The sequence below is a fragment of the Rhizobium sp. BK112 genome, from assembly GCF_014193215.1.
In the GTDB taxonomy this organism is placed as follows: Bacteria; Pseudomonadota; Alphaproteobacteria; order Rhizobiales; family Rhizobiaceae; genus Rhizobium; species Rhizobium anhuiense.
This window is the reverse complement of sequence record NZ_JACHYZ010000004.1, coordinates 188,259-212,500: the sequence shown is the minus strand read 5'-3', so window position 1 is coordinate 212,500 and position 24,242 is coordinate 188,259. Positions and strand designations below refer to the sequence as shown.

24 protein-coding genes are annotated in these 24,242 nt (G+C 62.4%); 12 read left to right on the top strand and 12 right to left on the bottom strand.

Going from position 1 to position 24,242, the window contains the following annotated elements:
* The first annotated feature begins 8 nt into the window (after positions 1-8).
* Positions 9-998 (top strand): helix-turn-helix transcriptional regulator, encoded by a 990-nt coding sequence (locus tag FHT75_RS13695; RefSeq protein WP_028755475.1) that lies wholly within the window; start codon positions 9-11, stop codon positions 996-998.
* 29 nt (positions 999-1,027) lie between these two features.
* Here the strand turns inward: FHT75_RS13695 and FHT75_RS13690 are convergent, their stop codons facing one another.
* The 6 genes from FHT75_RS13690 to FHT75_RS13665 all read right to left on the bottom strand — a co-directional run bounded on the left by FHT75_RS13690 (position 1,028) and on the right by FHT75_RS13665 (position 7,528).
* A complete protein-coding gene (locus FHT75_RS13690) occupies positions 1,028-1,906 on the bottom strand; it encodes a GNAT family N-acetyltransferase (protein ID WP_028755474.1) in 879 nt (292 codons plus the stop codon).
* A 109-nt stretch (positions 1,907-2,015) separates the two neighbouring features.
* Positions 2,016-4,295, bottom strand: a complete 2,280-nt coding sequence (locus tag FHT75_RS13685; protein ID WP_028755473.1) for an ATP-binding protein — start codon at positions 4,293-4,295, stop codon at positions 2,016-2,018.
* 55 nt (positions 4,296-4,350) lie between these two features.
* The gene (gene lspA / locus FHT75_RS13680) at positions 4,351-4,854 is read right to left on the bottom strand and encodes a signal peptidase II (RefSeq protein ID WP_028755472.1); all 504 of its coding nucleotides are present in this window, start codon (positions 4,852-4,854) and stop codon (positions 4,351-4,353) included.
* The gene (locus FHT75_RS13675) at positions 4,851-5,711 is read right to left on the bottom strand and encodes a TrmH family RNA methyltransferase (protein WP_028755471.1); all 861 of its coding nucleotides are present in this window, start codon (positions 5,709-5,711) and stop codon (positions 4,851-4,853) included. The genes lspA and FHT75_RS13675 overlap by 4 nt, the downstream gene beginning before the upstream one ends.
* Positions 5,708-6,805 (bottom strand): class I SAM-dependent methyltransferase, encoded by a 1,098-nt coding sequence (locus FHT75_RS13670; RefSeq protein ID WP_028755470.1) that lies wholly within the window; start codon positions 6,803-6,805, stop codon positions 5,708-5,710. The genes FHT75_RS13675 and FHT75_RS13670 overlap by 4 nt, the downstream gene beginning before the upstream one ends.
* 120 nt (positions 6,806-6,925) lie before the next feature.
* Positions 6,926-7,528 carry an NUDIX hydrolase gene (locus FHT75_RS13665; RefSeq protein ID WP_028755469.1) on the bottom strand — a complete coding sequence of 201 codons (603 nt, stop codon included), beginning with the start codon at positions 7,526-7,528 and terminating at the stop codon, positions 6,926-6,928.
* Between the two features lie 106 nt (positions 7,529-7,634).
* Here FHT75_RS13665 and FHT75_RS13660 point away from each other — a divergent pair, with 106 nt between their 5' ends.
* Positions 7,635-8,090 (top strand): SRPBCC family protein, encoded by a 456-nt coding sequence (locus FHT75_RS13660; RefSeq protein WP_028755468.1) that lies wholly within the window; start codon positions 7,635-7,637, stop codon positions 8,088-8,090.
* 37 nt (positions 8,091-8,127) lie between these two features.
* Entirely contained in the window at positions 8,128-8,562 is a 435-nt protein-coding gene (locus tag FHT75_RS13655) for a GNAT family N-acetyltransferase (protein WP_028755467.1), read from the top strand.
* 32 nt (positions 8,563-8,594) lie between these two features.
* Here FHT75_RS13655 and FHT75_RS13650 read toward each other — a convergent pair whose 3' ends face one another.
* The 3 genes from FHT75_RS13650 to sppA all read right to left on the bottom strand — a co-directional run bounded on the left by FHT75_RS13650 (position 8,595) and on the right by sppA (position 10,326).
* Entirely contained in the window at positions 8,595-8,927 is a 333-nt protein-coding gene (locus FHT75_RS13650) for a LapA family protein (protein ID WP_028755466.1), read from the bottom strand.
* Positions 8,928-9,046: 119 nt separating this feature from the next.
* Positions 9,047-9,346: an integration host factor subunit beta gene (locus FHT75_RS13645; protein WP_003544934.1), complete on the bottom strand. Its 300-nt coding sequence runs from the start codon at positions 9,344-9,346 to the stop codon at positions 9,047-9,049.
* Between the two features lie 29 nt (positions 9,347-9,375).
* On the bottom strand, positions 9,376-10,326 hold the full coding sequence (gene sppA, locus FHT75_RS13640; protein ID WP_028755465.1) for a signal peptide peptidase SppA: 951 nt from the start codon (positions 10,324-10,326) through the stop codon (positions 9,376-9,378).
* A gap of 224 nt (positions 10,327-10,550) precedes the next feature.
* On the opposite strand from sppA, the gene lptC reads away from it, so the two are divergent.
* From lptC to ptsN, 7 genes are all read left to right on the top strand, one after another.
* Positions 10,551-11,216 carry an LPS export ABC transporter periplasmic protein LptC gene (lptC, locus tag FHT75_RS13635; RefSeq protein WP_025554407.1) on the top strand — a complete coding sequence of 222 codons (666 nt, stop codon included), beginning with the start codon at positions 10,551-10,553 and terminating at the stop codon, positions 11,214-11,216.
* 14 nt (positions 11,217-11,230) lie between these two features.
* Complete coding sequence (locus tag FHT75_RS13630; RefSeq protein WP_025554405.1) at positions 11,231-11,866, top strand: LptA/OstA family protein; 636 nt, start codon at positions 11,231-11,233, stop codon at positions 11,864-11,866.
* Between the two features lie 40 nt (positions 11,867-11,906).
* Positions 11,907-12,683, top strand: coding sequence for an LPS export ABC transporter ATP-binding protein (gene lptB / locus FHT75_RS13625; protein WP_025554404.1), 777 nt, complete (start codon positions 11,907-11,909; stop codon positions 12,681-12,683).
* 315 nt (positions 12,684-12,998) lie between these two features.
* Positions 12,999-14,558 (top strand): RNA polymerase factor sigma-54, encoded by a 1,560-nt coding sequence (gene rpoN, locus FHT75_RS13620; RefSeq protein ID WP_025554403.1) that lies wholly within the window; start codon positions 12,999-13,001, stop codon positions 14,556-14,558.
* Positions 14,559-14,636: 78 nt separating this feature from the next.
* A complete protein-coding gene (locus FHT75_RS13615) occupies positions 14,637-15,560 on the top strand; it encodes a DMT family transporter (RefSeq protein WP_183844896.1) in 924 nt (307 codons plus the stop codon).
* Between the two features lie 291 nt (positions 15,561-15,851).
* A complete protein-coding gene (gene hpf, locus FHT75_RS13610; RefSeq protein ID WP_025554397.1) occupies positions 15,852-16,427 on the top strand; it encodes a ribosome hibernation-promoting factor, HPF/YfiA family in 576 nt (191 codons plus the stop codon).
* A 73-nt stretch (positions 16,428-16,500) separates the two neighbouring features.
* Positions 16,501-16,965 carry a PTS IIA-like nitrogen regulatory protein PtsN gene (gene ptsN / locus FHT75_RS13605; protein ID WP_003570770.1) on the top strand — a complete coding sequence of 155 codons (465 nt, stop codon included), beginning with the start codon at positions 16,501-16,503 and terminating at the stop codon, positions 16,963-16,965.
* Between the two features lie 79 nt (positions 16,966-17,044).
* Here ptsN and FHT75_RS13600 read toward each other — a convergent pair whose 3' ends face one another.
* From FHT75_RS13600 to FHT75_RS13590, 3 genes are all read right to left on the bottom strand, one after another.
* A complete protein-coding gene (locus tag FHT75_RS13600; RefSeq protein WP_183844897.1) occupies positions 17,045-19,381 on the bottom strand; it encodes a methyl-accepting chemotaxis protein in 2,337 nt (778 codons plus the stop codon).
* Positions 19,382-19,623: 242 nt separating this feature from the next.
* Positions 19,624-20,523 (bottom strand): ribokinase, encoded by a 900-nt coding sequence (locus tag FHT75_RS13595; protein WP_025554389.1) that lies wholly within the window; start codon positions 20,521-20,523, stop codon positions 19,624-19,626.
* A gap of 115 nt (positions 20,524-20,638) precedes the next feature.
* Positions 20,639-21,865, bottom strand: coding sequence for a DNA recombination protein RmuC (locus FHT75_RS13590; protein WP_025554388.1), 1,227 nt, complete (start codon positions 21,863-21,865; stop codon positions 20,639-20,641).
* Positions 21,866-22,070: 205 nt separating this feature from the next.
* On the opposite strand from FHT75_RS13590, the gene FHT75_RS13585 reads away from it, so the two are divergent.
* Together FHT75_RS13585 and def are read left to right on the top strand one after the other, a co-directional pair.
* On the top strand, positions 22,071-23,567 hold the full coding sequence (locus tag FHT75_RS13585; protein ID WP_025602812.1) for a globin-coupled sensor protein: 1,497 nt from the start codon (positions 22,071-22,073) through the stop codon (positions 23,565-23,567).
* Between the two features lie 97 nt (positions 23,568-23,664).
* Positions 23,665-24,180: a peptide deformylase gene (def, locus tag FHT75_RS13580; RefSeq protein WP_025554647.1), complete on the top strand. Its 516-nt coding sequence runs from the start codon at positions 23,665-23,667 to the stop codon at positions 24,178-24,180.
* Positions 24,181-24,242 lie beyond the last annotated feature (62 nt).

Genomic DNA, 24,242 nt, shown 5'->3' with positions numbered 1-24,242 from the left:
GGTGTCCCATGCCAGAAAACGCATCCGCCAATTTCATCGCCCGATTTCAGGGGGCAACCTTCGACGATATGGTCGAGGCTCTGACCAGGGGGTTCGGTTCGTTCGATGCATGGCGCAATGGTCGGGAGAAACCGCTCGACTGGAAGGTTGGCTTCTGGGGTGATGAAAGATTGTCGCTGGTCAGCAACCAGGATTCCGGCGGCTGGGGTGCAAGAACGGCCCATGGAACGCCGGAAACGCTGGCAATCATCATGCCGCGGAGGGGCGCTCTGGATGTAACGCTGGGTCGGAACGTGATCCAAGGGACACCTGGGCGGCTCTTGTTGATGAACAATCTCGAGCCGGAACGGGTTTCCGTACGGGCAGCGCCTCACCGGTCGGATACACTGAGCCTGAACTGGACGATCATCGCTCAAACCGTCGCCTCCATACTGGAGACACCCCTGACCGGGCCAATGGACCTGGCGCCGCTCGTCGATCTTTCCACCGCAGCCGGACAGTTGATCGGCAGCCTCGCCCAAACGATCATCATCGGCATGCGCAACAACGGGCCGCTCCTTCACTCGCCAATCGCCATGTTGAACCTGACCCAGGGGTTTGCCGATCTGCTGGTGCGCTCGGTTCCTCATCGGCTCTCGCACCTTCTCGACAGGAAAATCCACCTGATCGCACCCCGGCATGTCCGTCGGGCAGTTGAATTCATGCATGCGAACATCGCACAGCCGTTGACGATGCAGAGCGTCGCGGAGGCGGCCGGCATTTCTATTCGCGCGCTTGAAAGCGGTTTTCGTGCCTTCAAGGGAACCACACCGGCTGCCTACCTCAGGACGATCCGCTTGCAGGCGGTGCGAGAGGATCTGCGCGATCCTTCAAACCGGCAGCCATTGCGGGACATCTGCTTGAAGTGGGGATTCTTTCACTTTGGCCGCTTTGCGGCAACCTATCGGGCGGCCTATGGAGAGAACCCGTCGGACACCAGAAGGCGAGCCGATCTGTGACGGACGATCGTCACTCGAAGTAGACCAAGTTAGCTCGCGAAGCGGCCGGCGTCGGCGCCGTAATAATTCAGGTAGCGGTCGGAAATGCTGGCGATCGGCAGCACGATCAGCACGTCGGTCGTGTTGAAGGCATGGTCGATGACCGCGCTGGAGCCGACCATGGCGCCGAGGCGCAGATAGCCCTTGATCAGCGGCGGCAGGGCCATCAGCGCCCGCTTCGGGTTGATGGCTTCGACCGGCATCAGGTCCATGTTGCGGGCGAGGTCCGGTAGGGCGCCGACGGCCCATTCGTTCTTCGCCAGCACATTGTGGTAGAGGAAGGACAGTGCCAGCGCATGGCTTTCCAGATAGACGCCGGGGAAGGAAGCGCAGCCGAACATGGCGCTCACGCCGTGCTTCAGCGCATAGGCCCAGTTGCCCTGCCACAGAAGTTCGACGGTGCGCTTGGTGCGATATTCCGGCAGCACACAGGAACGGCCGAGTTCCATGAAGCGCTTATCCGGATGTTTGGCAATGAGGCCCTCGATCTCGAATTCGGAAGCCGAGTAAAAACCGCCATTGGCGATGGCGACATCCTGGCGCAACAGCCGGTAGGTGCCGACGATCTGGTCTTCCGGATCGCCCTCGATTGCACGGTCGAGAACGAGAAGATGGTCGCAGAAAGCGTCATACGCGTCGACGTCGCGCTGGCGGCGCATGGCCTCCAGCGGCAGCTGCGCCTTCATTTCGTCGACGAAGACGCGGTAGCGCACAGCCTGGGCGGCATCGATCTCTCGTGCCGTGCGGGCCAGGCGAGTCTCCAGATTGCCGATGCGGCCGAGAATGTCGCCGTCCTTCTGTGCAGCAGCCGTCGAAGGTCGCGCAGCCTCCGCCGTGGTGTCACGATTCAGGATGTCGATGGCGGACATGGCGATTCTCCCGTTGCCGGCTTATCGACGCCATAAAACACTTCTATACGACAGGAAAGTGACATTTTGAATTTCCCAAACGCAAGGAGCGTACCGGTTTCGACGCGCCTTACCGCGCCTCAGCACGGCGGGCGGAAAGTGCGGCGACAGCCTGAACTTCGGTCAGCAGCCGCACCGGGTCGACCGGCTTAACCATGACGCGGTTGGCGCCGTTGAGCAAGACCTGCCGGCGTGATTCGTCGCTCTTGTCGGCGGTGAGAACGATCACCGGCACCGGGGCAAGATCGAGCCGTCTTTCATGGCCCCGCAGGCGCCCCAGCATGTCGATGCCGTTCCCGCCCGGCATCGACAGGTCGCTGATGATGATGTCGGGCCGGGCATTCGCTTCGCAGAGCGCATAGTCGAGCAGCGACTCGAAATCCTCGACATGGCGCACCTTGTGCCCGCCCTTTTCCAGGACGACGCGCACCAGCATGGCATTGATCGGATCATCCTCGCCGAGCAGGATGCTGAGCCCGCTCGCCGCAACCAGCGTCTCCGTCACCGAAAGGCCGAAGCCCGGCTGGTTGTCGTTCAGCGCGTCGCGTTTCTCCATGCCGCGCATGCGCCCGCGCAGCACGTCGATCAGCGACTGCTCGCGCAGCGGCCGGATCAGCCAGGCGTCGAAGAGGTCGAGCGGATGGGCGCTGCGCTCTTCCGGATTGACGAGCAGGACCTTGCGCAGGCCAAGAGCGGCGATGTCGGCGCGGTCGGCAAGATGGGCGGAAAATTCCGCCGACATCCGGTGGTCGATGATGATATCCGTCGGCCGCTTTCCGCTCTTTGCCAAGCCTAGCAGCGTTGCCCGCGCCGTTTCGCCATCGCCGACGAGATGGCAGAAGCCGCCGAGTGTGCTGATCGTCTCGGCAATGGCGGTGCGGGCCGCACCTGCCGGCGCCAGCAGCACGACGCTGTTGCCGGCAAGCAGCGTGTTTCGCCGGTCGGGGCGCTCGCTGCCGATGTCGACGGGGAAGCGGATGGTGAATTCGCTGCCTCTGCCCTTTTCGCTGGCAACCGTCAGCGCGCCGTTGAATTCGCGCATGATGCGAGCGGAGATGGCAAGGCCGAGCCCGGTGCCGCTGCTCTTGTCGGCAAAGGTCCCGCCCTGCTCGAATTCGCCGAAGACGCGCGCCTGTTCCTCGGCCGTCATGCCGGGACCGCTGTCGGTCACGGTGATCAGCAGATCGCCGGCGTCGAGCGACACGCGGATGAAAACGCCGCCGACCTGGGTGAATTTCACGGCATTGCCGATGACGTTGAAGAGAACCTGGCGCAGCCGCGCCGGATCGAAGCTCATATTCTCCGGCACGTCGGACGATACGGTGGCGCCGATCTCGATACCCTTTTCATGCGCCCGGTGGGCGAGCATCTCGACGACGCTTTCCAGAAGCTTGCGCAGCGATTCCGAGCGCGGGTGCAGCGCGAAGCGGCCGACTTCGATGGTGGAGAAATCGAGCAGGTCCTCGACCAGCTGGGTCAGCGCGTGGCCAGACTGGCGGATGTTCGCCAGATAGTCCTGCTGCTCCTGCGTCAGCCGCGTCTCGGCGATCAGATGCGTCATGCCGAGAATGCCGGAAAGCGGGGTGCGCACCTCGTGGCTGACGGTGGCAAGCAGCCTGGATTTGGCGGCGCTGTTATATTCGGCCTTCTGCCGCGCCTCCTCGCGGCCCTGTGCGATCAGCCGCTCGTCGGTGACGTCGCGGGCAACGCTCTGCAGCAGCAGGCGACCGTTTGCCGGGTCACGGGTGACGACGTCGCGCCAGAGGAAGATGCGCTGGCCCTCCGGCGTCGAGATCTCGACGTCGTAGCAGTGCGGGATCGGGCCGGGGCGGAAGGCAAGCCCGATCTCCTCACAGGTTTTGCCCTCCGGACGCAGCCGCCCGGTCAGGCGGCGAAACGTGTCGTTGGCGGAGATGATGCGCCGGTCCATGGTGCGGCCGAGGGTGATGTCGCCGAGCACGTCGTGCACGTCGGCAAACAGCTTTGCGCCATCGTTCGAATCCGTGGATTTGCCGTTGCGCCGTCCGGCCGTGCGCGACCGTACCATCAGCAGGGCGTAGCTGGCGATGACGGCAAGGCCAAGAACGACGAGACCGCCCGAAAGCAGCAGCGGATCGCCGGCATGGGCAAGCAGCATCAGGATCGTTGCGGCAAGCAGGCCGGCGCCGCCCAGCCAGTAGAACAGCAAGCGCCGCGTCGCGGCAGGCCCGTTCTGGCAGTCTTCGGTTCCCCGGGGTGCCGATGCTTTCGGTCGTGAAAAGATGGCCCCGATCCGCTCTTCATGCGGCTTGGCGGCGGGTCCACCGAAGGCGGCGGACAATCTTTCGTGCAACTGTCCCAGGTTGTGCATGGTACCTGGATAACATGAGGCCTCTTCCGAATGCCTTCAGGAATTCGATAAGATTTTAGCGGCCGGTCTTTTTCGGCAGCAGCAACTCATCGAGAATGACACAACCGGCGCCGATGGTGATGAAACTGTCGGCGAGATTGAACACCGCGAAGGACCAGCTTTCGGTGTAAAAAAGAATGTAATCGATCACATGCCCATAGGCGAAGCGGTCGACGAGATTGCCGATCGCCCCGGCGATGATCAGCGCATAACCGAGATGGGCGAGCCAGCGGTCCTTCGCCGTGCGGTACCACAGCCAGATGACGAAGGCGACGATGACGAGCCGCATGCCGACGATGAACCAGCCGTCCATGCCCGACAGCATCGAAAAGGCGACGCCGAGATTGTAGGTGCGGTAAAGCGCCAGCATCGGAACGACCGGCACGACCTCCTGCAGCGGCAGGTAGTGATCGACGGCGATCTTGACGATCTGGTCGATAAGAACGGCGACGACGATGAAGAAAAGAATCGGCGCCGGGCGCGAAAACAGCGCGGGGCGTGCAAGCGTCTGTTCGGTCATTTGCCCTCGGCAAGTGAGAGGAGATGGCGGCGCGCCTCGAAAAGCATGACGGCGGTGGCGACGGCGAGGTTCAGGGAATCGGCGCGGCCCTGCTGCGGAATGCGGGCAAGCGCATCGGCTTCCCTCGCCAACTGGTCCGGCAGGCCGGATTGTTCATTGCCCATCAGGAGCACGACGGGCTTTTTCCGGTAGTCGATCGTGCGGTAATCGACCGCGCCGGCCAGATGCGTCGCGACGATGGAAACGCCGGCCGATTTCCGCCAGGCGATGAATTCCTCGGGGGTCGCCCGCGCCACCGGAACGGCAAAGACCGAGCCCATGGTGGCCCGCACCGTTTCGAGCGAGAAGGGATCGGTCGTTTCTCCCAGCAGAATGATGCCGGAAGCGCCGGCCGCATCCGCTGTCCGGATGATCGTGCCGAGGTTGCCGGGGTCGCGCACCCGGTCGAGCGCCACCCAGGTCTCGCCATCCCTTGGCCGAATATCCCGCAGCGGCTTCCAGCGCTGCTCGAAAATGCCGACGACCATCTGCGGATTGTCGCGGCGGGTGATCGAGGCGATCACCTTTTCGCTGACTTCGAGCACCAGCCCGCCCGAGGCAACGGTCCTGGCCGCCATCTGCTCGACCAGCGGCTTGCCCTTGGCGGCCTTGGCATAGACCAGCGTGCGGATCGTCCAGCCGAGTTCGATCGCATCGATGACGAGCTTCAGTCCTTCGGCGAGGAAAGTACCGCTTTCCTCGCGCGACTTCTTGTTCGTCAGCGCCTTGATGTCCTTGATGATCGGATTGGCGAGCGAGGTGACTTCCTTCACCTGTCCGACCCTGCGCGGTCCCTGATCGTGGAAGTCCTTGCTCATTTCGGCACCCAGCGGGAAAAGAGGGAAGTGGAAAGGGCGCGGCCCTCAGTCTTGCCGTCAGTGCCGGCTTCGCGAATCACCAGCTCGCCGGATTCGACCACGCCGCCGGCGCCGCGCATCGTCTCGCGCATCAGCTCGTGGATCGAATAGAAGCTGGCGCGGATCGAATAGGCCGTCAGCACCAGGCCCACCGCCTTCGGCGACAGGATCTCGCGGCAGATGTCGAGCATCAATGGCAGATGCTCGAACAGATGCCAGACCTCGCCATTCGGGCCGCGGCCGAATTTCGGCGGATCGGTGAGGATGATGTCGTATTGGCTGCCGCGGCGTTCCTCGCGCAGGATGAATTTCATCGCATCCTCGCAGATCCAGCGGATCGGCAACTTCTCCATCCGCCCGAGCGCCTGGTTTTCGCGCGCCCAGCCGATCGCCTTCTTCGAGGCGTCGACATGGGTGACCTCGGCGCCGGCAGCGGCGGCAACCAGCGAGGCGACTCCAGTATAACCGAAGAGATTCAGCACCTTCAGCGGCCGACCGGCCTTTTCGACCTGCTCCTTCATCCAGCTCCAGTGCACGATCTGCTCGGGGAAGACGCCGACATGACGGAAAGAGGTGAAGCGGCCGAGAAAATCGACGCCGAGCAGATTGAGCGGCCAGGTCTCGCCGAGCGCTTCTTTCGGAAAGCGCCAGCGGCCGGTGCCTTCCTCGTCGGTATCGCCGGTGAAGACGGCATCGACCTTTTCCCAGACATGGGCCGGCAACGATGGCCGCCACAGCGCTTGGGCCTCGGGACGGATGATGCGGTAAGGGCCGTATTGCTCCAGCTTTTCGCCATTGCCGCTGTCGATCAGGTGAAAGTCGCCGGCGCCGAGCGATTCGAGGATGACAGGCACGCGCTCAGCCGGACGCTCGCCGCTGCGCGTCATCAGGGGGCGCATGACGGCAGCCTGCGCGGCAGCCTCGCGCACAGTCTCGCGGGTCGCCGGTGGCCGCGCGACCGGCTTTGGCGGCCGGCCGGCCCGATCGTCCCTGCGGCTTTCACCGGAGGGACCGGATGTCTTCTTCTGGCCCGGCCGGCGTTCTCTTTGTTTCAACGTGCTCTTCCGCGTCTCTGTCGGGGTGTCTTTAGGCTATGCAGTAGCCCAGAAGACCGTGCCGGATCAACTGCGCGCTGGCCGGCCCCCGCGAGTGGGCGGGTTCTGCGGGCACAGCGCCTATTTCAAGCCCTCGGACGCCTCTCTTCGAAGCCAGCTTTCCGCCGCATAAAGTGCAGCGACATGCATCGACTGCATGATGACGGCGCCGGATTGCAGGTCGCTGAGGATGGCGGCAAGATCGGCAAACAGCAGCTCGACCTTCTCGCCAGGGTCGAAACGCGGTTCGCCGGCCCGGCTCAGACCGAGCGCCAGCCAGCTCGTCACCGCGTTGCTGTGGCTGGCCGCATTCGGATAGGAGGTGAGCAGCTTGACGAAGGTCGAGGCTTCATAGCCGGTCTCTTCCCGCAGTTCGCGCTGTGCCGCCGCCAACGCCGCGTCGACGGTCTCGCCGTGGCCAGTCTTGCCATCGTCTGGTTCGACGCCGCCGGCGACGAGGCCGAGCACGATCTCGCCGCGGCCGTGCCGGTATTCCCGCGTCAGCAGCACCCGCCCGTCGGGCATGACAGGGATGACGTTGATCCAGTCGGGATAATCGAGCACATGGAATGGCGCGATGACGATTCCGTCGGCGGTGACACAATCGTCGCTCCGCACCCGGATCCAGCGGTCCTCATAGGTGATGCGGCTTGCCGTCACGCTCCAGGGCTTCAGTTCGTTCATCGGCCAATTCCTCGCTCGGTATGGTCACGCAGATAACATTCCCCTCCGCCTTGGCAAAGCGCTTTCCCGCTGGATAAGTTGAGCGAATCGAAGATGGGGCTGCCGAATGGATTTCACCGGCGAAGAACGCATCGCCGCACCGCGGGACGTCGTCTGGGCAGCGCTCAACGATCCCGAGATCATGCGCGGCTGCATTCCAGGCTGCCAGGGCATCGAGCGGCTGTCGCCTGATGTCTTCGAGGCGACGATCAAGGTCAAGTTCAGCCTGCTGTCGGCCACCTTCCACGGCTCGCTGACGCTTTCCAATGTCGATGCGCCGAGGAGCTATACGCTGTCGGCCGAAGGCAAGGGCGGTCTTGCCGGTTTCGCCAGGGGCAGCGCCGATGTCGTACTCGAGCAAAGCGGCGTCGAGACCATCCTGCACTATCGGGCGAGGGCCGAGCTCGGCGGAAGGCTTGCCCAGTTCGGTGCCCGCCTGCTCGATTCGACCTCGCAGAAGCTCGCCGAAGGGTTCTTTTCGGATTTCAACGCCGCTGTCGTCGCGAAGATGACGGCGGGGTAGGCTTGGCGCGAGCACAGGGTTTGTTTAAATCGACGTCATGACGTGGACCATCAGGCCGCCGCGGGCGGAAGACCAGGAAATGCTCGCGGAGATCTATCTTTCCGTGCGCCGCGAAACATTTGTCTGGGTCGATCCCGGCAAGTTCCATCGCGAGGATTTCGCCGCCCATACCAACGGCGAGACGGTCTTGGTCTGCGAGCATGCGGATGGCAGTGTCGCCGGCTTCCTGTCGCTCTGGCCGGAGGACGATTTCATCCACATGCTCTACCTGAGACCGGAATTCCAAGGGAAGGGCGCCGGCACGGCGCTGCTGCAGGCGCTGCCGGAATGGCCGCAGCACCGGTACCGGCTGAAATGCCTGGTGAAGAACCGGCGGGCGAAGGCGTTCTACCTCTCCCACGGCTTCCAGGTGACGGGCAATGGCGCCTCGCCGGAAGGCGACTATGAGGAACTGAGTTTTTTTCCGGTTTGACGGCGCCCAAAGCCGTTGAAATCGAGCCGATCTTACCGCGACGGCAGCTGCCCGGCGATTTCTTCGGCGCGGTTCTTGTGACGATCGGCCTCACCCTGCCAGCGGATGGCTTCCTTGGCCTCGGTGCGGGCGCGCTTGCGGTGTTTGCCTTGGCTGAACCAGGTGGCGGCCGAGCCGATCAGCATGCCTGATATCAGCGCGATGAACAGGAAGACGAAGAAGGGCGCGGAAACCGCAAGCACCTGGTCCTCCGGCCGGAACGGATTGAAGGCGAGCGTGACGCTCTGCCGGTTGGCGACGCAGAAGACGATGAGGATGACGCCGAGCGGCAGCAGAATCAGCAGGTTGACGATCTTCTTGGCCATTTGAGGTCTCCACGCGGCATATTGCGCCGGTTTTTTTGAAGGGCGCGTTTGATGCTTGGCAGGATAGGAAAACGGCTCTCGAATTCAAGTGCGGTTTCGCCGCAGGCGGCAGCCGCTGCTCAATCCTCTTCGTCGGCCTGGCCGGGATTGAGCCGCTCACGCAGCTCCTTGCCGGTCTTGAAGAAGGGAACCCACTTCTCCTCGACGAACACCGTATCGCCGGTCCGCGGGTTGCGGCCGGAGCGGGAAGGGCGATTCTTGACCGAAAAGGCCCCAAAGCCGCGCAATTCGACTCGGTTACCCGCAGCCAGTGCATCCGTGATCTCGTCGAGAACCGCGTTGACGATATTTTCGACGTCGCGGTGATAGAGATGCGGGTTGCGTGCCGCAACTATCTGCACCAATTCGGACTTGATCACAGTCGCCCCCTTAAATTATTGATTTCTTATCAATCGCGGCCAACCTGCCAAACTGAAAGCAGCCCGTCAAGAAGCAACTTTGGGGGCAGGATTCCATTAATATCCTGGGTTTTCATGAGATCATCATAACCGAAGATCGTAATCAACCGCGAAACAGCCCCAGCGAGCAGAAACGGCGTATTGCTCTTCTTGTCCCAGTCGACCATCGGCAGGTCGGCATCGACGCCGCGCGATTTGAGATAGGCGCGGATTTCGGGCTCGCCGCCGATCGTATCGACGAGTTTCACCTTCAGCGCCTGGCGGCCGGTATAGATTGTGCCGTCGGCGAGTTTCAGCACCTCGTCGCGCGGCAGCTTGCGCCGGTCGGCGACCAGGTCGACGAACCAGTTATAGCTGTCGACCACCATGTTGCGGATCATCGCCTTGGCCTCTTCGCTCGCCTCATGGAAGGGCGAGGGCTCGGCCTTCAGCGGCGAGGACTTGATCTCCTGCAGCGAGACGCCGATCTTGTCGAGCAGCGGCTGGATCTGCGGATACTGGAAGATGACGCCGATCGAGCCGGTGATCGAGCTGTCGCCGGCAATGATCGTATCGCCGGCGGTGGCGATCATGTAGCCGGCGGAGGCGGCAAGCGTGCGCACGTCGGAGACCACAGGCTTCTTGGCTGATATTGCCCGGATGGCGTTGAAGATTTTTTCGCCGCCATAGGTCGTGCCGCCGGGCGAGGAGATCGAAATCACCGCCGCCTTCACCTGGTCGCTGGTCTCGACCTTCTTCAGCCGCTCCAGAAGCTCGTCGTCGTCGACGATCAGTCCCGATATCGTCACATGGGCAATATGTGGGCGCTGCGTCCCGGCATCGCCGACGGCGAAGTGGTAGAAGGCGAAACCAAGCGCCACGATGAGGGCAACGGCAATGAGGCGCCAGAAGCCGAGCTTGCGGCGCAACCGCCGGCGATCCGCGATGATCGAACTGTCCATAGAAACCTCCAGCGCTGGCCCGGCTTCGGCATGCCGCCGAGAGGTCCGGTAAAATAAGGCGGCCGCGGCGCGTACGAATGCCACTTTTTGATGTTTTTCCGTTTTGTTGCTTGTTGCAGAAAAAATTCCATATTGGCAAGCCAATGTAATAATGCGAAACGAACTGTGATTGGCGGCCGGCTTTGTTAGAGAGGCGCGGCGATCACCGCACATGGACGAGGCCTATGCTCGACACCCTGAAGAACAACGGAAATGCCGCCTTTACAGGGTCCGGCAGAAGCGCCTATGGCGACGCGTTGTTCCATTCTGCCCGCGTGCGCCGGCTGAAGATATTGCTGCCGGTGGCCGCCCTCATCGTCGCGGCAGGCCTCACCGCGGTGGCGTTGATCAGCATCTATCTGCCCGAGAACATCAAGATGGAAGGCGCCAAGATCGAAAACGGCAAGGTCGTGATGGAGAAGCCGGCGATATCAGGACGCAATTCAGACGGCATCAACTATTCGATGCTGGCCGAAAGGGCTTTGCAGGATATCCGCAATCCCGATCTCATCACGCTCGAGACCATCAAGGCCGCCGTGCCGATGAATGACGGGCTGATCGCGCGCGTCGTCGCCTCGACCGCCGATTACAATCGCGCCACCGACAATCTGCATATGACGGCCCCCTTCACCCTCGTGCTGAGCAGTGGCCTCAATGCGCAGTTCCAGTCCGCCCGGCTCGACATCAAGGGCGGAAACATGCGGAGCGACGATCCCGTCACCATCACCAAGGACAATGCCTCCATTGTTGCGCGGACGATGGAGATAACCGATAAGGGGCGGGTGATCACATTCGAGGGGAATGTTCGCATGAATGTCGATCCATCCACCATCCATAAACAGGGCACTTAACCAGCCGGGTCACCATGACAAAAGATTGTCGCATATCCACTTGCAAGACTGGCATGGCATTCATTGCCGGCGCATTTGCCCTTATCCTGACGGCTTCGGGCGCGCCCGCGCAGCAGGCGGCCACGATGTCGGGCATGAAGCTTTCCAACGACCAGCCGATCCAGATCGAAAGCGACAAGCTGGAGATCCACGACCAGGAGCACACCGCGCTCTTCACCGGCAAGGTCAAGGTCGTCCAGGGCACGACGACGATGCAGTCCGGCAAGATGACCGTCTATTACAAGGACAAGGCGGCAAAGCCGGCCGCTGACGGGGCGCAACCTGCGGCCCAGCCGCAGCAGTCGGGCTCGCTTGCATCGGGAAGTGCTGATATCGACAAGATCCTGGTGACCGACAAGGTCCTCCTGACCTCGGGCACGCAGACGGCGACTGCCGATGACGGCAATTTCGACATGGCCTCGCAGACATTCATCCTCACGGCGGATGAGGGAAATAAGGTTATTCTGTCGGATGGGCCGAACGTCTTTACCGGCTGCAAACTGACGGTTCACATGCAAACCGGCCAGGCGGAGCTTGAAAGCTGCGGCGGGCGTGTCCAAATTCAGCTCGATCCGAAGTCGCAGCCGAATACGCAGCAGAAGCAGAACTGAGAAGCCGGCCTCCCACGTGAAATTATCATCGCTATCCACCATGTTCGGCAAGCCCGGGCCACAAGCTGCGGGTACCGCCGACAAGAGCCGTTATCAGGGAACGCTGATCGCGCGCGGTCTGACGAAGACCTATGCGACGCGACGCGTCGTCAACGGCGTCTCGCTGGTGGTGCGCCGCGGCGAGGCCGTCGGACTGCTCGGCCCGAACGGCGCCGGCAAGACCACCTGTTTTTACATGATCACCGGCCTCGTGCCGGTGGATGAAGGCACGATCGAGATCGACGGCAACGATGTCACGACCATGCCGATGTATCGCCGCTCGCGTCTCGGCGTCGGTTACCTGCCGCAGGAAGCCTCGATCTTCCGCGGCCTGACGGTGGAAGAGAATATCCGCGCCGTCCTCGAAGTGCATGTGAAGGACAAGGCCGAGCGCGAGCAGAAACTGAATGAGCTGCTGGAGGAATTCCATATCCAGAAGCTGCGCAAGAGTGCCGCCGTCGCCCTGTCGGGCGGTGAGCGCCGCCGCCTCGAAATCGCGCGTGCGCTCGCGACCGATCCGACCTTTATGCTGCTCGACGAACCTTTCGCCGGCGTCGACCCGATCTCTGTCGCCGACATCCAGAACCTCGTTCACCACCTGACGGCGCGCGGCATCGGCGTTCTCATCACCGACCACAATGTGCGCGAGACGCTGGGCCTCATCGACCGGGCCTACATCATCCATGCCGGCGAGGTACTGACCCATGGCCGGGCCAACGACATCGTCAATAATCCTGAAGTGCGTCGGCTTTATCTCGGCGACAATTTCAGCCTCTGACGCCGGATCCGGATGATTTTGGGCCGGATCGGCCTGAAATCTGAATCTGGATCGAAATCCAGGAATGAGAGTATGATGTCGTTCGAAAACGGCTCATACGCGCCGGCCGCTCGCCCAGGCGACTCCGTTTGAGCCAGCAGATTGCTTCAATCTGACCAGGAAAGCCTCCAGCCGCAGAAATTCACCTTGTTGGCATAGTTCCGCTTGACCAAATAGAATAAAAAAGCAATTTTTGGGCCAACTTGGATTTCCGTGGCCTGAGGCCTTGATCAGACACGGTTTCCCGGAGGAATTGAGGGGAGTTTCGCGTCCGTCATGGCACTGTCCGCCAATCTTTTCCTGCGCCAGACCCAGTCCCTGGTGATGACACCGCAACTGATGCAATCCATCCAGTTGCTGCAGATGACGCATTTTGAACTCAACCAGTTCATTGCCCAGGAAGTGGAGAAGAATCCGCTGCTCGAATTCCCGTCGAATGACGGCGAGGCCGGCGGCGAGCGCGGCGAGGCCGAAGATGATCAGTATGGTCATCAGCCGGAGGATGCCGGTTCCGACGACGGCTACGACAACCGCACCGACGCGCTCTCCAGCGACTGGTACGATAATGGCGGCAGCGCCAGCACCAGCCGGCTGAACGACGAACTCGACGCCAACTACACCAATGTCTTTCCCGATGACGGTGCCCCGCAGCGCCTCGATGCGCCGGAGCTCGTCAGCCAGTGGAAATCGATGCCGGGCAGCGGCGAGGGCGCCGATTACGATCTCGACGATTTCGTCGCCGGCCAGGTGTCGCTGCGCGATCATCTCGGCCAGCAGATCCCCTTCGTCCTGCCTGACATGGCCGACCGGCTGATCGCGCAGAATTTCGTCGACCAGCTCGATGACGCCGGTTACCTGCACGCCGATATCGTCGAGGCGGGCGAGAGGCTGGGCACCAGCGTCACGCAGGCCGAGCGCGTGCTTGCCGCCCTCCAGACGCTCGATCCGCCGGGTGTTTTCGCCCGCAGCCTTGCCGAATGCCTGGCCATCCAGCTCAGACAGAAGGATCGGTACGATCCCGCCATGCAGGCGCTGGTCGAAAACCTCGAACTTCTGGCGCGGCGCGACTTCGCCACGTTGAAGCGGATATGCGGCGTCGACGAGGAAGATCTTCTCGACATGCTCGGCGAGATCCGCCAGCTCAATCCCAAGCCCGGCAGCGGTTTCGAGGCGGGTGTTTCCGAAGCGATCATGCCGGACGTGGTCGTCAGGTCCTCCTCGGAGGGCGGCTGGCTGGTCGAGCTCAATCCGGATACGCTGCCGCGCGTTCTGGTCAACCAGTCCTATTTTTCCCGCGTGACAAAGAACGGTGAGGATCACGCCTTTCTCGCCGATTGCCTGCAGAGCGCCAATTGGCTGACGCGCAGCCTCGACCAGCGGGCAAAAACCATCATGAAGGTGGCAAGCGAAATCGTTCGTCAGCAGGACGCCTTCCTGCTGCACGGCGTCGACCACCTGCGGCCGCTGAACCTGAAGACGGTCGCCGAGGCGATCAAGATGCATGAATCCACCGTCAGCCGCGTCACCTCGAACAAATATATGCTGACGCCGCGCGGCCTCTTCGAACTCAAATATTTCTTCACCGTCTCGATCAGCGCCGTCGAGGGCGGCGACAGCCATTCGGCCGAGGCCGTCCGCCACAAGATCCGCGCGCTGATCATGCAGGAGAGCCCGGACGCAGTGCTTTCCGACGACGATATCGTCGACATGCTGAAGAAGGGCGGCGTCGATCTCGCCCGCCGCACGGTTGCCAAATACCGGGAAGCGATGAACATCGCCTCCTCGGTCCAGCGTCGCCGCGAGAAGCGGGCGCTTGCCAAGGTCGCTGGCTTCTGAGGCGGCATACTTCGAGCTTGATCGAAGCATCCATCTCCAAATCCCCGCTATTACGCTGATGTCTTGAACCAACATCGAATGCCGACCATGCAGCCGCAAAATGCCAGCTTTGCCAGAGAGCTTGTCCTGCTGCTGGTGCTGGCGACCCTCTGGGGTTCCTCCTATACCTTCATCAAGATCGGCGTCGAGACGATTCCGCCCGTGACGTTGATCGCCGCACGCACGCTGATTGCCGGCGGTCTTCTGCTGGCCGTCCTCCGCTACCGGCGTGTCCGCCTGCCGCGCGATCACGCGACATGGCGCCGGTTCCTGCTTCAGGCCTGCCTGAACAGCGTCGTCCCCTTCACGCTGATCGTCTGGGCGGAACAATCCGTCGATGCCGGATTGGCGGTGATCCTGAATTCGGCAACGCCGATCTTCACCTTCCTGTTGACCGTGCTGATTACCCGCCATGAGCAGGTGACGTCGCGAAAACTTTGCGGGGTCATGGCCGGGCTCGCCGGCATCTGCCTGGTCATCGGCATCGAAGCGCTCGGCGGTCTCGGCGAAAACCTGATGGCGCAGCTTGCCATCATCCTGGCGACCATTTGTTATGCAGGTGCCGCGATATTCGGCAGAAACTTCAAGGGGCTCGATCCCGCCGTGCCGGCCGCCGGCTCGTTGATCTCAGGCGCGGTCATCCTCTTGCCCGTCAGCCTCGTCGTCGACCGGCCGTGGGAACTCGATCCGTCGGCGGCATCGATGCTGGCGCTGCTTGGCCTCTCCGCCTTTTCGACGGCGCTGGCTTTTGTGATCTATTTCCGCCTCGTCCAGACGCTGGGTTCGGTCGGCACCACCTCGCAAGCCTATCTCAGAGTGCCGATCGGTGTTGCGATCGGCCTGGTCTTTCTCGGCGAAAGCCTCAGCCCGACAGCCTGGATCGGCCTCGTCTGCGTCATGTCCGGTGTGGCCGCCATGACGGTCCCCGCAAAGGCGGGCACAACGAAAGCGCGAAGTGCTTAAAGCCGATCAGATGGCGATTCGCGATGGACCTGCCTCACCGCGCCTTCCATGCACGTTTATCGAGCATCACTTATCGGGAATTTCCACGCTATTGACTTTTTGGTAACCTCTGGCTAGAAGCGCGCCGCAATCGATGCCGTGAACGGCGTCTGGAGTTATCCCCATCATCCCCAAGGCACCAAGGACCCGCAGGCCTAAGCCGATCTTGCTTGAGATTGCGCGAAGTGCTTGGATGAACCTGAGGCTTGGCGTAAACTGATACCCGCAAACGACCATAAGAAGGGAAACTCCATGAGTGTGCGTGTATCCGGGAAACATATGGAAATTGGTGAATCCTTCCGTCAAAAGATCGAGGACCAAATTGGTATGGCCATCACGAAATACTTCGACGGGGGGTATTCCGGCCAAGTGACCGTGGAAAAAGCGAGTTCTCGTTTCTCCGCAGACTGCAAGCTTCATCTCGACAGCGGGGTGGTGCTGCATGCAGCCGGCGAGGCGACCGATCCGCAGCTTGCTTTCGACGCCGCTTCGGAGCGCATCGAAAAGCGCCTGCGCCGCTACAAGCGCAAACTGAAGGACCATCACGCCGGAAACCACCTGAATGGTTTTGCAGAAGTCGCCTACACGGTCATGGATTCTGTTCCTGATCACGAAGATGAAATTGCCGACGATTTCGCTCCGGCGATCGTCGCCGAAAGCACGAAGCAGCTGAAGACCATGTCGGTCGCCACCGCCGTAATGGCGCTCGACATGACCGATGAGCCGCTTCTCCTGTTCCGCAGCCCCGGCAAGGAACATCTGAACATCGTTTACCGTCGGCACGACGGAAATATTGGCTGGATCGATTCAGCCAATATCAAAGGCTGAGATCAGGGTGATGAGCGGCGGTGTTGCCGCCGCTCCTTGCATCATCTGATCCCGGCGACAGAAGGAAAAAGAAATGGCATTGGCAGATTTGCTCCATCAGGATGCGATCATTCCCGCCCTCAGAGTAAATTCCAAGAAACAGTTGCTTCAGGAATTGGCTGCAAGAGCCGCCAGGATCACCGGGCTTTCCGAGCGGGAGATCTTCGACGTCATCCTGCAGCGCGAACGCCTGGGCTCCACCGGCGTCGGCAACGGTATCGCCATTCCCCACGGCAAGCTGGTCAACATCCATTCGATCGTCGGCATCTTCGCCCGGCTGGAGCAGCCGGTCGATTTCGAGGCGCTGGATGACCAGCCTGTCGATCTCGTATTCCTGCTGCTGGCGCCGGAGGGCGCGGGCGCCGACCATCTCAAGGCTCTGTCGCGTATCGCCCGCGTCCTGCGCGATCACGATCTGGTCGCCAAGCTCCGCGCAACCGATTCCGCCTCGGCGATCTATGCCTTCCTCAACGAAGAGCAGACGTCGAACGCCGCTTAACGCCGTATCGATGAACGCTGACATGTGAAAAGGCGCCGGGTTCCCCAGGCGCCTTTTTCAGGATGAGCGGCTGAAACGATCAGAATTCTTCCCAGCTGTCCTGGGCGACGGCCGCCGAACCGCGCGACGGGGCGGCTGCGTGGCGAACCGCAGGCGCGGCCACCCGATGCGAAGAGGCCGCGGCAACAGGCGCGCGCATCCTTTGCGCGACGGAGGCGAGTGCGGCGGAGTTACCCCCCGAGACGCTGAAGCGGGTGGCGAGCGTCTTCAGCGTCTGCGCTTCGTCATTGAGGACCATGCTGGCGGCGGTCGCTTCCTCCACCATGGCCGCATTCTGCTGCGTCACCTGGTCCATCTGGTTCATGGCCTGGTTGATTTCCTTCAGGCCGACAGCCTGTTCGCTGGCCGATGCCGAGATTTGCCGGATGAGGTCGTTGATGCCCATCACCTGTTCGGCGATCTTGTGCAGCGTGCCGCCGGCGCGCCCGACGAGATCGACGCCTTCCTTGACCTGGACAGCCGAGGTGTTGATCAGCGTCTTGATTTCCTTGGCGGCATTGGCCGACCGTTGCGCGAGTTCGCGCACCTCCTGGGCGACGACGGCAAAACCCTTGCCGGCCTCTCCGGCACGCGCGGCCTCGACGCCGGCGTTGAGTGCCAGGAGGTTGGTCTGGAAGGCGATCTCGTCGATGACGCCGATGATCCGCGAAACCTCCGTCGAAGACTGTTCGATCCCTTGCATCGAGGCAATCGCCTTCTGCACCACTTCGCCGGATTTTTCCGCATCCTGGCAGGCGAGGTTGACGTTGTCGGCAGCCGTGCGCGCATTCTCGGCGCTGGAATCGACCTGCGCGGTGAGCTCGTTGAGCGCGGCCGCCGTCTCTTCCAGGCTTGCCGCCTGCTGTTCGGTGCGCTTGGCGAGGTCGGAAGCGCTGCTGCTGATCTCACCGGTGCCGGAGCCGATATTGGCGACGCTGAGGTTCATCGTGTTGATGGTCTCTTCCAGGCTCGCCAGGGCGGCGTTGAAATCCTGTTTCAGCTTGCCGTATTCGCCGGGGAAGTCGTCGGTGATGCGGTGAGCGAGATTGCCCTGCGACAGCTCGGAAAGGCCGGCGCCGACGATCGAAACGATATGGCGCTGCAGCGATAACGATTCCTGGCGTTCCGATTCCGAGCGGCCGCGCTCGGCTTCCGCAGCCTGACGCTCTCGGGCCGCCTCGTCCTCAAGGCGCCGGCTGTCGGCGAGCTTGAAGCGGAAACCTTCGAGCGCCTTGGCGACCGAGCCGATTTCGTCGCTGCGCTCCTGGGCGGCGACCGGTTCGGCATATTGGCCGTCGCTGAGCGCCTTGACGCTGGCGACGAGACCGCCGAGCGGCCGCTGCACGAAAGAGCGGACGGCGAAATAGAGCGCCAGCATGACCGCGCCGAGCACGATCAGGCCATTGACGATCATCATGTAGGTCTGGTCCTGCACCGGGGCGTTGATCGCCGTGTGCGGGACGTCGACGAGCACGACCCAGGTGGCGTTGACGCCGGGAACCGCGAAGGGATAGACGACGCGGTCGAAGGGAGCGAGGCCGTCATATGTGAGGTTGCTGACGAGGCCGGGCTGCTTGCTCGACAGCGCCGTCTTGACGATGTCGGCGCCTTCGCCGCTATATTCCTTGGTCATCAGGTCGGGGATCGGCGCGACGATCCAGTTGCCGGCCTGCGACAGCAGCGTGACGCGGCCCGAGCCGAAAGGATGCAGCGCCTGCAGCTTGTCGGTGAGCGACTTCAGCGAAATGTCGACGCCGGCGACGCCGATCATCTTGCCAGCCGACATGACCGGATAGGCGATCGAGGTCAGCAGCGTCGGAACATCCGTTCCTTCGGCCATATAGGGCGTCGTGATCGCGCCCTTGCCGCTGTCGGCGGCGAGCTTCCACCATTCGGCGGTATAGTCATTGTCGAAGGTCGAATACTGGATGCCGCCATCCTTGGTCTTCGACCAGTAGGGCGTGAAGGCGCCGTTCTTGTTCGTGCCTTCGTCATTATTGTTGGCGATCTCGGTGGTCTTGCCATCCAGCGCGCCGAGCTGCTCGCAGAACCAGCTGCCGAAGGCGAAGGCGTTCTGTTCGAGATTGGCCTTCAGCTCGTTGATCATGCCCTTGCGATCGAGCGACTTGCCTTCATGGCCGCGGCCGACGACGCCCGACATGGTGCGCGCGGCGCTGGCGAGTTCGCCGACATTGGCGGCGATTTCATTGGCGATCGATTTTGCCTCGAGGTTGGCCTGATCCATCGTCAGGATCTGGACCCGATCCCGGGTCTGACCGATGAGGAAAAAATTCGAAACGATGAGAACAAGCGCGATGGCGATGCCGGTGATGACGATGAGTTTCGCCGCAAGCGATTTCATTCGAAAAATGAACATGAGGTCCTCGGACAAGGATGCGCCGAACGGGCATTCTCCGGCGCAGGAGCGAAGGCATCGCCCCGTCATGGAGCCGCCGCGTGGTTGCCGATTCCTGAAAGCGCGAGGAACCTGCGACCGCGGGCAACATCGCCAGAGATCTCTTAAATTTGAATGAAACTTGCTTGATCAAGGCAAGGAAAACCGCCGGAACACCCTGAATTACCGGGGGTTTTGCCGGCGGCTTCGCAAAGGGACGCTTCCTATATTCTGTCTGCGACTTCCTCGCTCCAGGGGATCGAAGGTTGCGCGCCGGCCTTCAGGCACGCGAGCGAACCGGCGACGGCCGCACGGCGCAGCGCCGAGGCAAAATCGAGGCCGTCGTCGAGGCTGGCAGTGAAATAGCCGCAGAAGGTATCTCCCGCGCCGACCGTATCGACGGGTTCGATCTTGAGGCCCTGTGCCCGTGAAATTGCCCCGTCGCGAATGGCGATGACGCCATCGCCGCCGAGCGTCACGATCAGCGTCTGGCCCGTCTCCGCATGCAGGCGGGTAAGGGCGGCCTCGCGCGCTTCAGCGTCCATGCCCTCCTGGCCGGCCAGCCGCTCGAACTCGGTCTCGTTGGCAATGACGATATCGGCGAGCCGGCCGAGTTGGGCCGCATCGGGGATGAGCGGCGCAAGGTTGAGGATGCTGGTGACGCCCTTGGCGCGGGCTGCCGACAGCGCGCGTTCGACGGCGGCCGCCGGCACTTCGAGCTGCAGCATCAGGAGATCGCCTTCGTTCATGCGGCCGACCGCTTTCTCGGCATCGGCAGGCGTGACCAGGCCGTTGGCGCCGGGAACGACGGCAATCATGTTTTCGCCGTCGCCGCCGACAAGGATCAGCGCCGTGCCCGTGGGGCCGTCGACATGCTTGACGAGAGAAAGGTCGGTGCCGGCATCATCGAGCAGGGCCAGCGCATCCGCGGCGAAGCCATCCTTGCCGACGGCGCCGGCCATATGCACATAGCGGCCGGCGCGGCGCGCTGCCAGCGCCTGGTTGGCGCCCTTGCCGCCGGCGGCCGTGGCAAAGCCGTTGCCGGCCACCGTCTCGCCGGGCTTCGGCAGGCGCTCGGTCGTGGCGATGAGATCCATGTTGATGGACCCGAAAACTGTGATCATCAGGGTGTCCCGTCTTTTGGAGCCTGCAAGCGACGTCATGGCGAAAACTAGGCGCGGTTTTCGGACGGCGTCATGCTCCTGCTGTTTCATGCGGGCGAGACACTGCCCGAAGCGGTCACTCCTCGTCAACCACCCGGAGCTTCAGAAGACCGGTGCGGCTTTCCACCGATTTGGCCGCGGCTTCGCTGTCGCGGGCAGGCTTTGCCTCGCCGCCGCCCGCCTCGAATTCCAGCGCTTCGATCCTGGCGCCGCGCTTGGTGAGCTTGTCGGCTGACGTGACCACCATGTCGATATCCTTCTGCGCCATGGCGAAATGGCCCTGCAGCTTGCGCACCCGCTCGTCGAGCCGGCCGAGATCGTCCATCAGTATCGCCACCTCGCCCTGAATCAGATGCGCCTGCGCCCGCATGCGCTGGTCCTTGAGCACGGCCTGGATGACCTGGATCGACAGCATCAGCAGCGACGGCGAGACGATGACGATGCGCGCCCGGTGCGCCTTCTGCACCACGGCCTCGAAGTGCTCGTGGATCTCGGCGAAGATCGATTCCGAGGGCACGAAGAGAAAGGCCGTATCCTGGGTTTCGCCCTGGATCAGATATTTCTCGGAAATGTCCCGGATATGGATCTCCATGTCGCGGCGGAACTGCTGGCCGGCGATCTTGCCGGCCTCGGGGCTGCCGGCGTCGCGGATCGCGTTCCAGGCTTCGAGCGGAAATTTCGCGTCGATGACAAGCGGCGGCGCGTCGTTCGGCATGCGGATCGTGCAGTCCGGCCGTGAGCCGTTGGAGAGCGTCTGCTGGAAGGTGTAGGCGCCCATCGGCAGGCCGTCGGCGACGATCGTTTCCATCCTCGACTGCCCGAAGGCGCCGCGCGTCTGCTTGTTGGACAGAATGGCCTGCAGCCCGACGACATCCTTGGCGAGGCTCTGGATATTGTTCTGCGCCGCATCGATGACCGCCAGCCGCTCCTGCAGCCGCCGCAGGTTCTCATGCGTCGATTTCGTCTGTTCGGTGATCGTCGAGCTGACGCGCTGCGACATGCCGTCGAGGCGTTGGCTGATCGTCTGGTTGAGTTCGCTCTGGCGCGCGCCGAAGACCTCGGTCATCGCCGCAATGCGGCCCTGCATCTCCGCCTGGATCTTCAAAAGCTCGGCCATGCGCGCTTCGTTTTCCCCGGCGCGGAAGCTCGCCTCCTCTGCCTGTTCGCGGCGAAGGCTGGCGCCGCGCAGCAGAAGCACGATCACCAGCAGGACGAGGGCGGCGAGAACCCCGCCGCCAAGCGCCAGCATGGCCGGACTGATCGAGGCAAGGGAAAGGGCGAGCGATTCGGAATGGACGGTCATACCGCGAGCATAACAGAAGACACGGCAATATATAGATCAAAACGTGAACAGAATTGCCGGCCCTTACGATCTTCACAGGCTGCTGCTCTTCCCAGCTGATGAAGAAGAAATCGCCGCCCGATTTAACGATTGCTCAACCATATTCGCCAAAACCTGTGGCGCAGAAATTCCTTCCCGCGCCTTGCGCCAAGTACAGAGACCCTCCATGACATCCCAGCAGACCGACAGTGCCCTCAGGCAGCGCCTCGATTTCATCGAACTGGATGAGGCGGCGCGCAGGTCGATGCGGGATCTGCGCCCCGTCATATCGGAACTGATCGGCGGCGCCCTCGATAAATTCTACGCCAAGATCGCCAGGACCCCTGCGGTCGCAGGCTTTTTCGCCGATAAGAACCACGTCGGCCATGCCAAGAAGCGCCAGCAGGATCATTGGGCCAATCTTGCCGGCGGTGCATTCGACGAGAGCTATGTCGACGGGGTCACGGCGGTCGGGCGGACGCATGCCCGCATCGGGCTGGAGCCGCGCTGGTATATCGGCGGTTACGCCATCGTCATGTCCGAACTCGTCAAGGGCATCATGGAGAAACAGTGGCCGTCGGTCTTCGCGCGCCGGCAAGGCAAGCAGCTGGCCGAGAAGCTGTCGGCCGTCATCAAGGCCGGCATGCTCGACATGGATTATTCCATCTCGGTCTATCTCGAGACGCTCGAAGCCAAGCGCCGGGCCCTGGAAGAGGAGCGCACCCGGGCCGAATCCGACCAGGCAGTCGCGCTGGAACAGCTGCGCCGCGGCTTGGAAGCGCTGTCGCGCGGCGATCTCGAAGCCACCCTGCCGTCCGATCTGCCGGGCAATTTCAGGCAGATGGCCGAGGATTACAACCGCGCCGTCAGGGCGCTAAGCCAGTCCTTCGCCTCCGTGCGCGACACCTCCGGCCATATCATGAGCGGCGCCGACGTCATTGCCAATGCGACCAACGATCTGGCGCTGCGCACCGCCCAGCAGGCGGCCGGTGTCGAGGAGAGCTCGGCGGCGCTGCAGCAGCTTTCCGTTAGCGTCGGCCAGACGGCCGCCAATGCCGAGAAGGCTTCGGCCGCCGTACGCGAGACGCAAGAGAAGGCGAAGAATTCCGGTGAGCTCGTCACCAGCGCCGTTTCGGCGATGGCCGGCATCGAGAAATCCTCGACCGGGATCTCCAAGATCATCGGCGTCATCGACGAGATCGCCTTCCAGACCAACCTCTTGGCGCTGAACGCCGGTGTCGAGGCAGCCCGTGCCGGTGATGCCGGCAAGGGTTTTGCCGTCGTCGCCCAGGAGGTCCGCCAGCTCGCCCAGCGCACGGCGGATGCGGCCAAGGAGGTCAAGAACCTGATCTCGCAGAGCTCGACCCAGGTCAATCAGGGCGTCGGCATCGTCTCCAGCACCGGCGAGGCGCTGAACGACATGATCAGTCGTATCGACATCATCAACCGTTTCGTCGCCGATATCGCCGCCGCCGCCCGCGATCAGGCGACCGGCGTCAACGAGGTCAGCGTGGCGGTCCGCAACATGGGGGCGATCACCCAGCAGAATTCGGACATGGTCGAGCACTCCTCAGCCGAAACCCGCCGCCTCAAGGACGAGGTGGAGAAGCTGATCGAGCTGCTGCGGCGCTTCCGCGCCCGGCCGGAGGGCCATTCCGCCCTCGCTGCCCGCCGGGCGGCCTGAGGAGAATATGGCAAAATTCCAGGCGGGGATGCAAAAAAGCGTATTCCCCGCCTGCCGGATAATTCCATAGTCGGAAAAGATGGGTTATGGGAACGCCATGACCATCAAGCCACTCATCATTCTTCCCGATCCTATTCTCCGCCAGCTGTCCAAGCCGATCGAGCGGGTGGATGCCGACCTGCAGCGTCTTGCCGACGACATGCTGGAAACCATGTATGACGCACCGGGCATCGGCCTTGCCGCAGTCCAGATCGGCGTGCCGCGCCGCATGCTCGTCATCGACGTCTCGCGCGAGGGCGAGGAAAAGCAGCCGCAGGTCTTCATCAACCCGGAGATCGTCACATCGTCCGACGAGCGCTCCGTCTACGAGGAAGGCTGCCTGTCGATTCCGGATTATTATGCCGAGGTCGAGCGCCCGGCCGTCGTCTCGGTCAAATATCTCGACCGCAACGGCAAGGAACAGACGGTTGAAGCCGACGGCCTGCTCGCCACCTGCCTGCAGCACGAGATCGACCACCTGAACGGCGTGCTGTTCATCGATCACATCTCACGTCTGAAGCGGGAGATGGTCATCAAGAAGTTCACCAAGGCGGCGAAGTCCAAGGCGCTCTGAGCAGCACGTTGAAAACTTATCGGCAAAGCACTATGATATCAGTGATATCATGATGGAGGCGC

Bases quoted from the DNA above. Each gene is read 5' to 3' on its own strand.
- lptB (WP_025554404.1), top strand. From the start codon at position 11,907: ATGTTCGGCAAGCCCGGGCCACAAGCTGCGGGTACCGCCGACAAGAGC.
- FHT75_RS13655 (WP_028755467.1), top strand. From the start codon at position 8,128: ATGACGTGGACCATCAGGCCGCCGCGGGCGGAAGACCAGGAAATGCTC.
- FHT75_RS13615 (WP_183844896.1), top strand. From the start codon at position 14,637: ATGCCGACCATGCAGCCGCAAAATGCCAGCTTTGCCAGAGAGCTTGTC.
- FHT75_RS13665 (WP_028755469.1), bottom strand. From the start codon at position 7,528: ATGAACGAACTGAAGCCCTGGAGCGTGACGGCAAGCCGCATCACCTAT.
- lspA (WP_028755472.1), bottom strand. From the start codon at position 4,854: ATGACCGAACAGACGCTTGCACGCCCCGCGCTGTTTTCGCGCCCGGCG.
- FHT75_RS13630 (WP_025554405.1), top strand. From the start codon at position 11,231: ATGACAAAAGATTGTCGCATATCCACTTGCAAGACTGGCATGGCATTC.
- lptC (WP_025554407.1), top strand. From the start codon at position 10,551: ATGCTCGACACCCTGAAGAACAACGGAAATGCCGCCTTTACAGGGTCC.
- FHT75_RS13685 (WP_028755473.1), bottom strand. From the start codon at position 4,295: ATGCACAACCTGGGACAGTTGCACGAAAGATTGTCCGCCGCCTTCGGT.
- FHT75_RS13675 (WP_028755471.1), bottom strand. From the start codon at position 5,711: ATGAGCAAGGACTTCCACGATCAGGGACCGCGCAGGGTCGGACAGGTG.
- FHT75_RS13595 (WP_025554389.1), bottom strand. From the start codon at position 20,523: ATGATCACAGTTTTCGGGTCCATCAACATGGATCTCATCGCCACGACC.
- ptsN (WP_003570770.1), top strand. From the start codon at position 16,501: ATGGCATTGGCAGATTTGCTCCATCAGGATGCGATCATTCCCGCCCTC.
- FHT75_RS13600 (WP_183844897.1), bottom strand. From the start codon at position 19,381: ATGTTCATTTTTCGAATGAAATCGCTTGCGGCGAAACTCATCGTCATC.
- FHT75_RS13585 (WP_025602812.1), top strand. From the start codon at position 22,071: ATGACATCCCAGCAGACCGACAGTGCCCTCAGGCAGCGCCTCGATTTC.
- FHT75_RS13590 (WP_025554388.1), bottom strand. From the start codon at position 21,865: ATGACCGTCCATTCCGAATCGCTCGCCCTTTCCCTTGCCTCGATCAGT.
- sppA (WP_028755465.1), bottom strand. From the start codon at position 10,326: ATGGACAGTTCGATCATCGCGGATCGCCGGCGGTTGCGCCGCAAGCTC.
- def (WP_025554647.1), top strand. From the start codon at position 23,665: ATGACCATCAAGCCACTCATCATTCTTCCCGATCCTATTCTCCGCCAG.
- FHT75_RS13695 (WP_028755475.1), top strand. From the start codon at position 9: ATGCCAGAAAACGCATCCGCCAATTTCATCGCCCGATTTCAGGGGGCA.
- hpf (WP_025554397.1), top strand. From the start codon at position 15,852: ATGAGTGTGCGTGTATCCGGGAAACATATGGAAATTGGTGAATCCTTC.
- rpoN (WP_025554403.1), top strand. From the start codon at position 12,999: ATGGCACTGTCCGCCAATCTTTTCCTGCGCCAGACCCAGTCCCTGGTG.
- FHT75_RS13660 (WP_028755468.1), top strand. From the start codon at position 7,635: ATGGATTTCACCGGCGAAGAACGCATCGCCGCACCGCGGGACGTCGTC.
- FHT75_RS13690 (WP_028755474.1), bottom strand. From the start codon at position 1,906: ATGTCCGCCATCGACATCCTGAATCGTGACACCACGGCGGAGGCTGCG.
- FHT75_RS13650 (WP_028755466.1), bottom strand. From the start codon at position 8,927: ATGGCCAAGAAGATCGTCAACCTGCTGATTCTGCTGCCGCTCGGCGTC.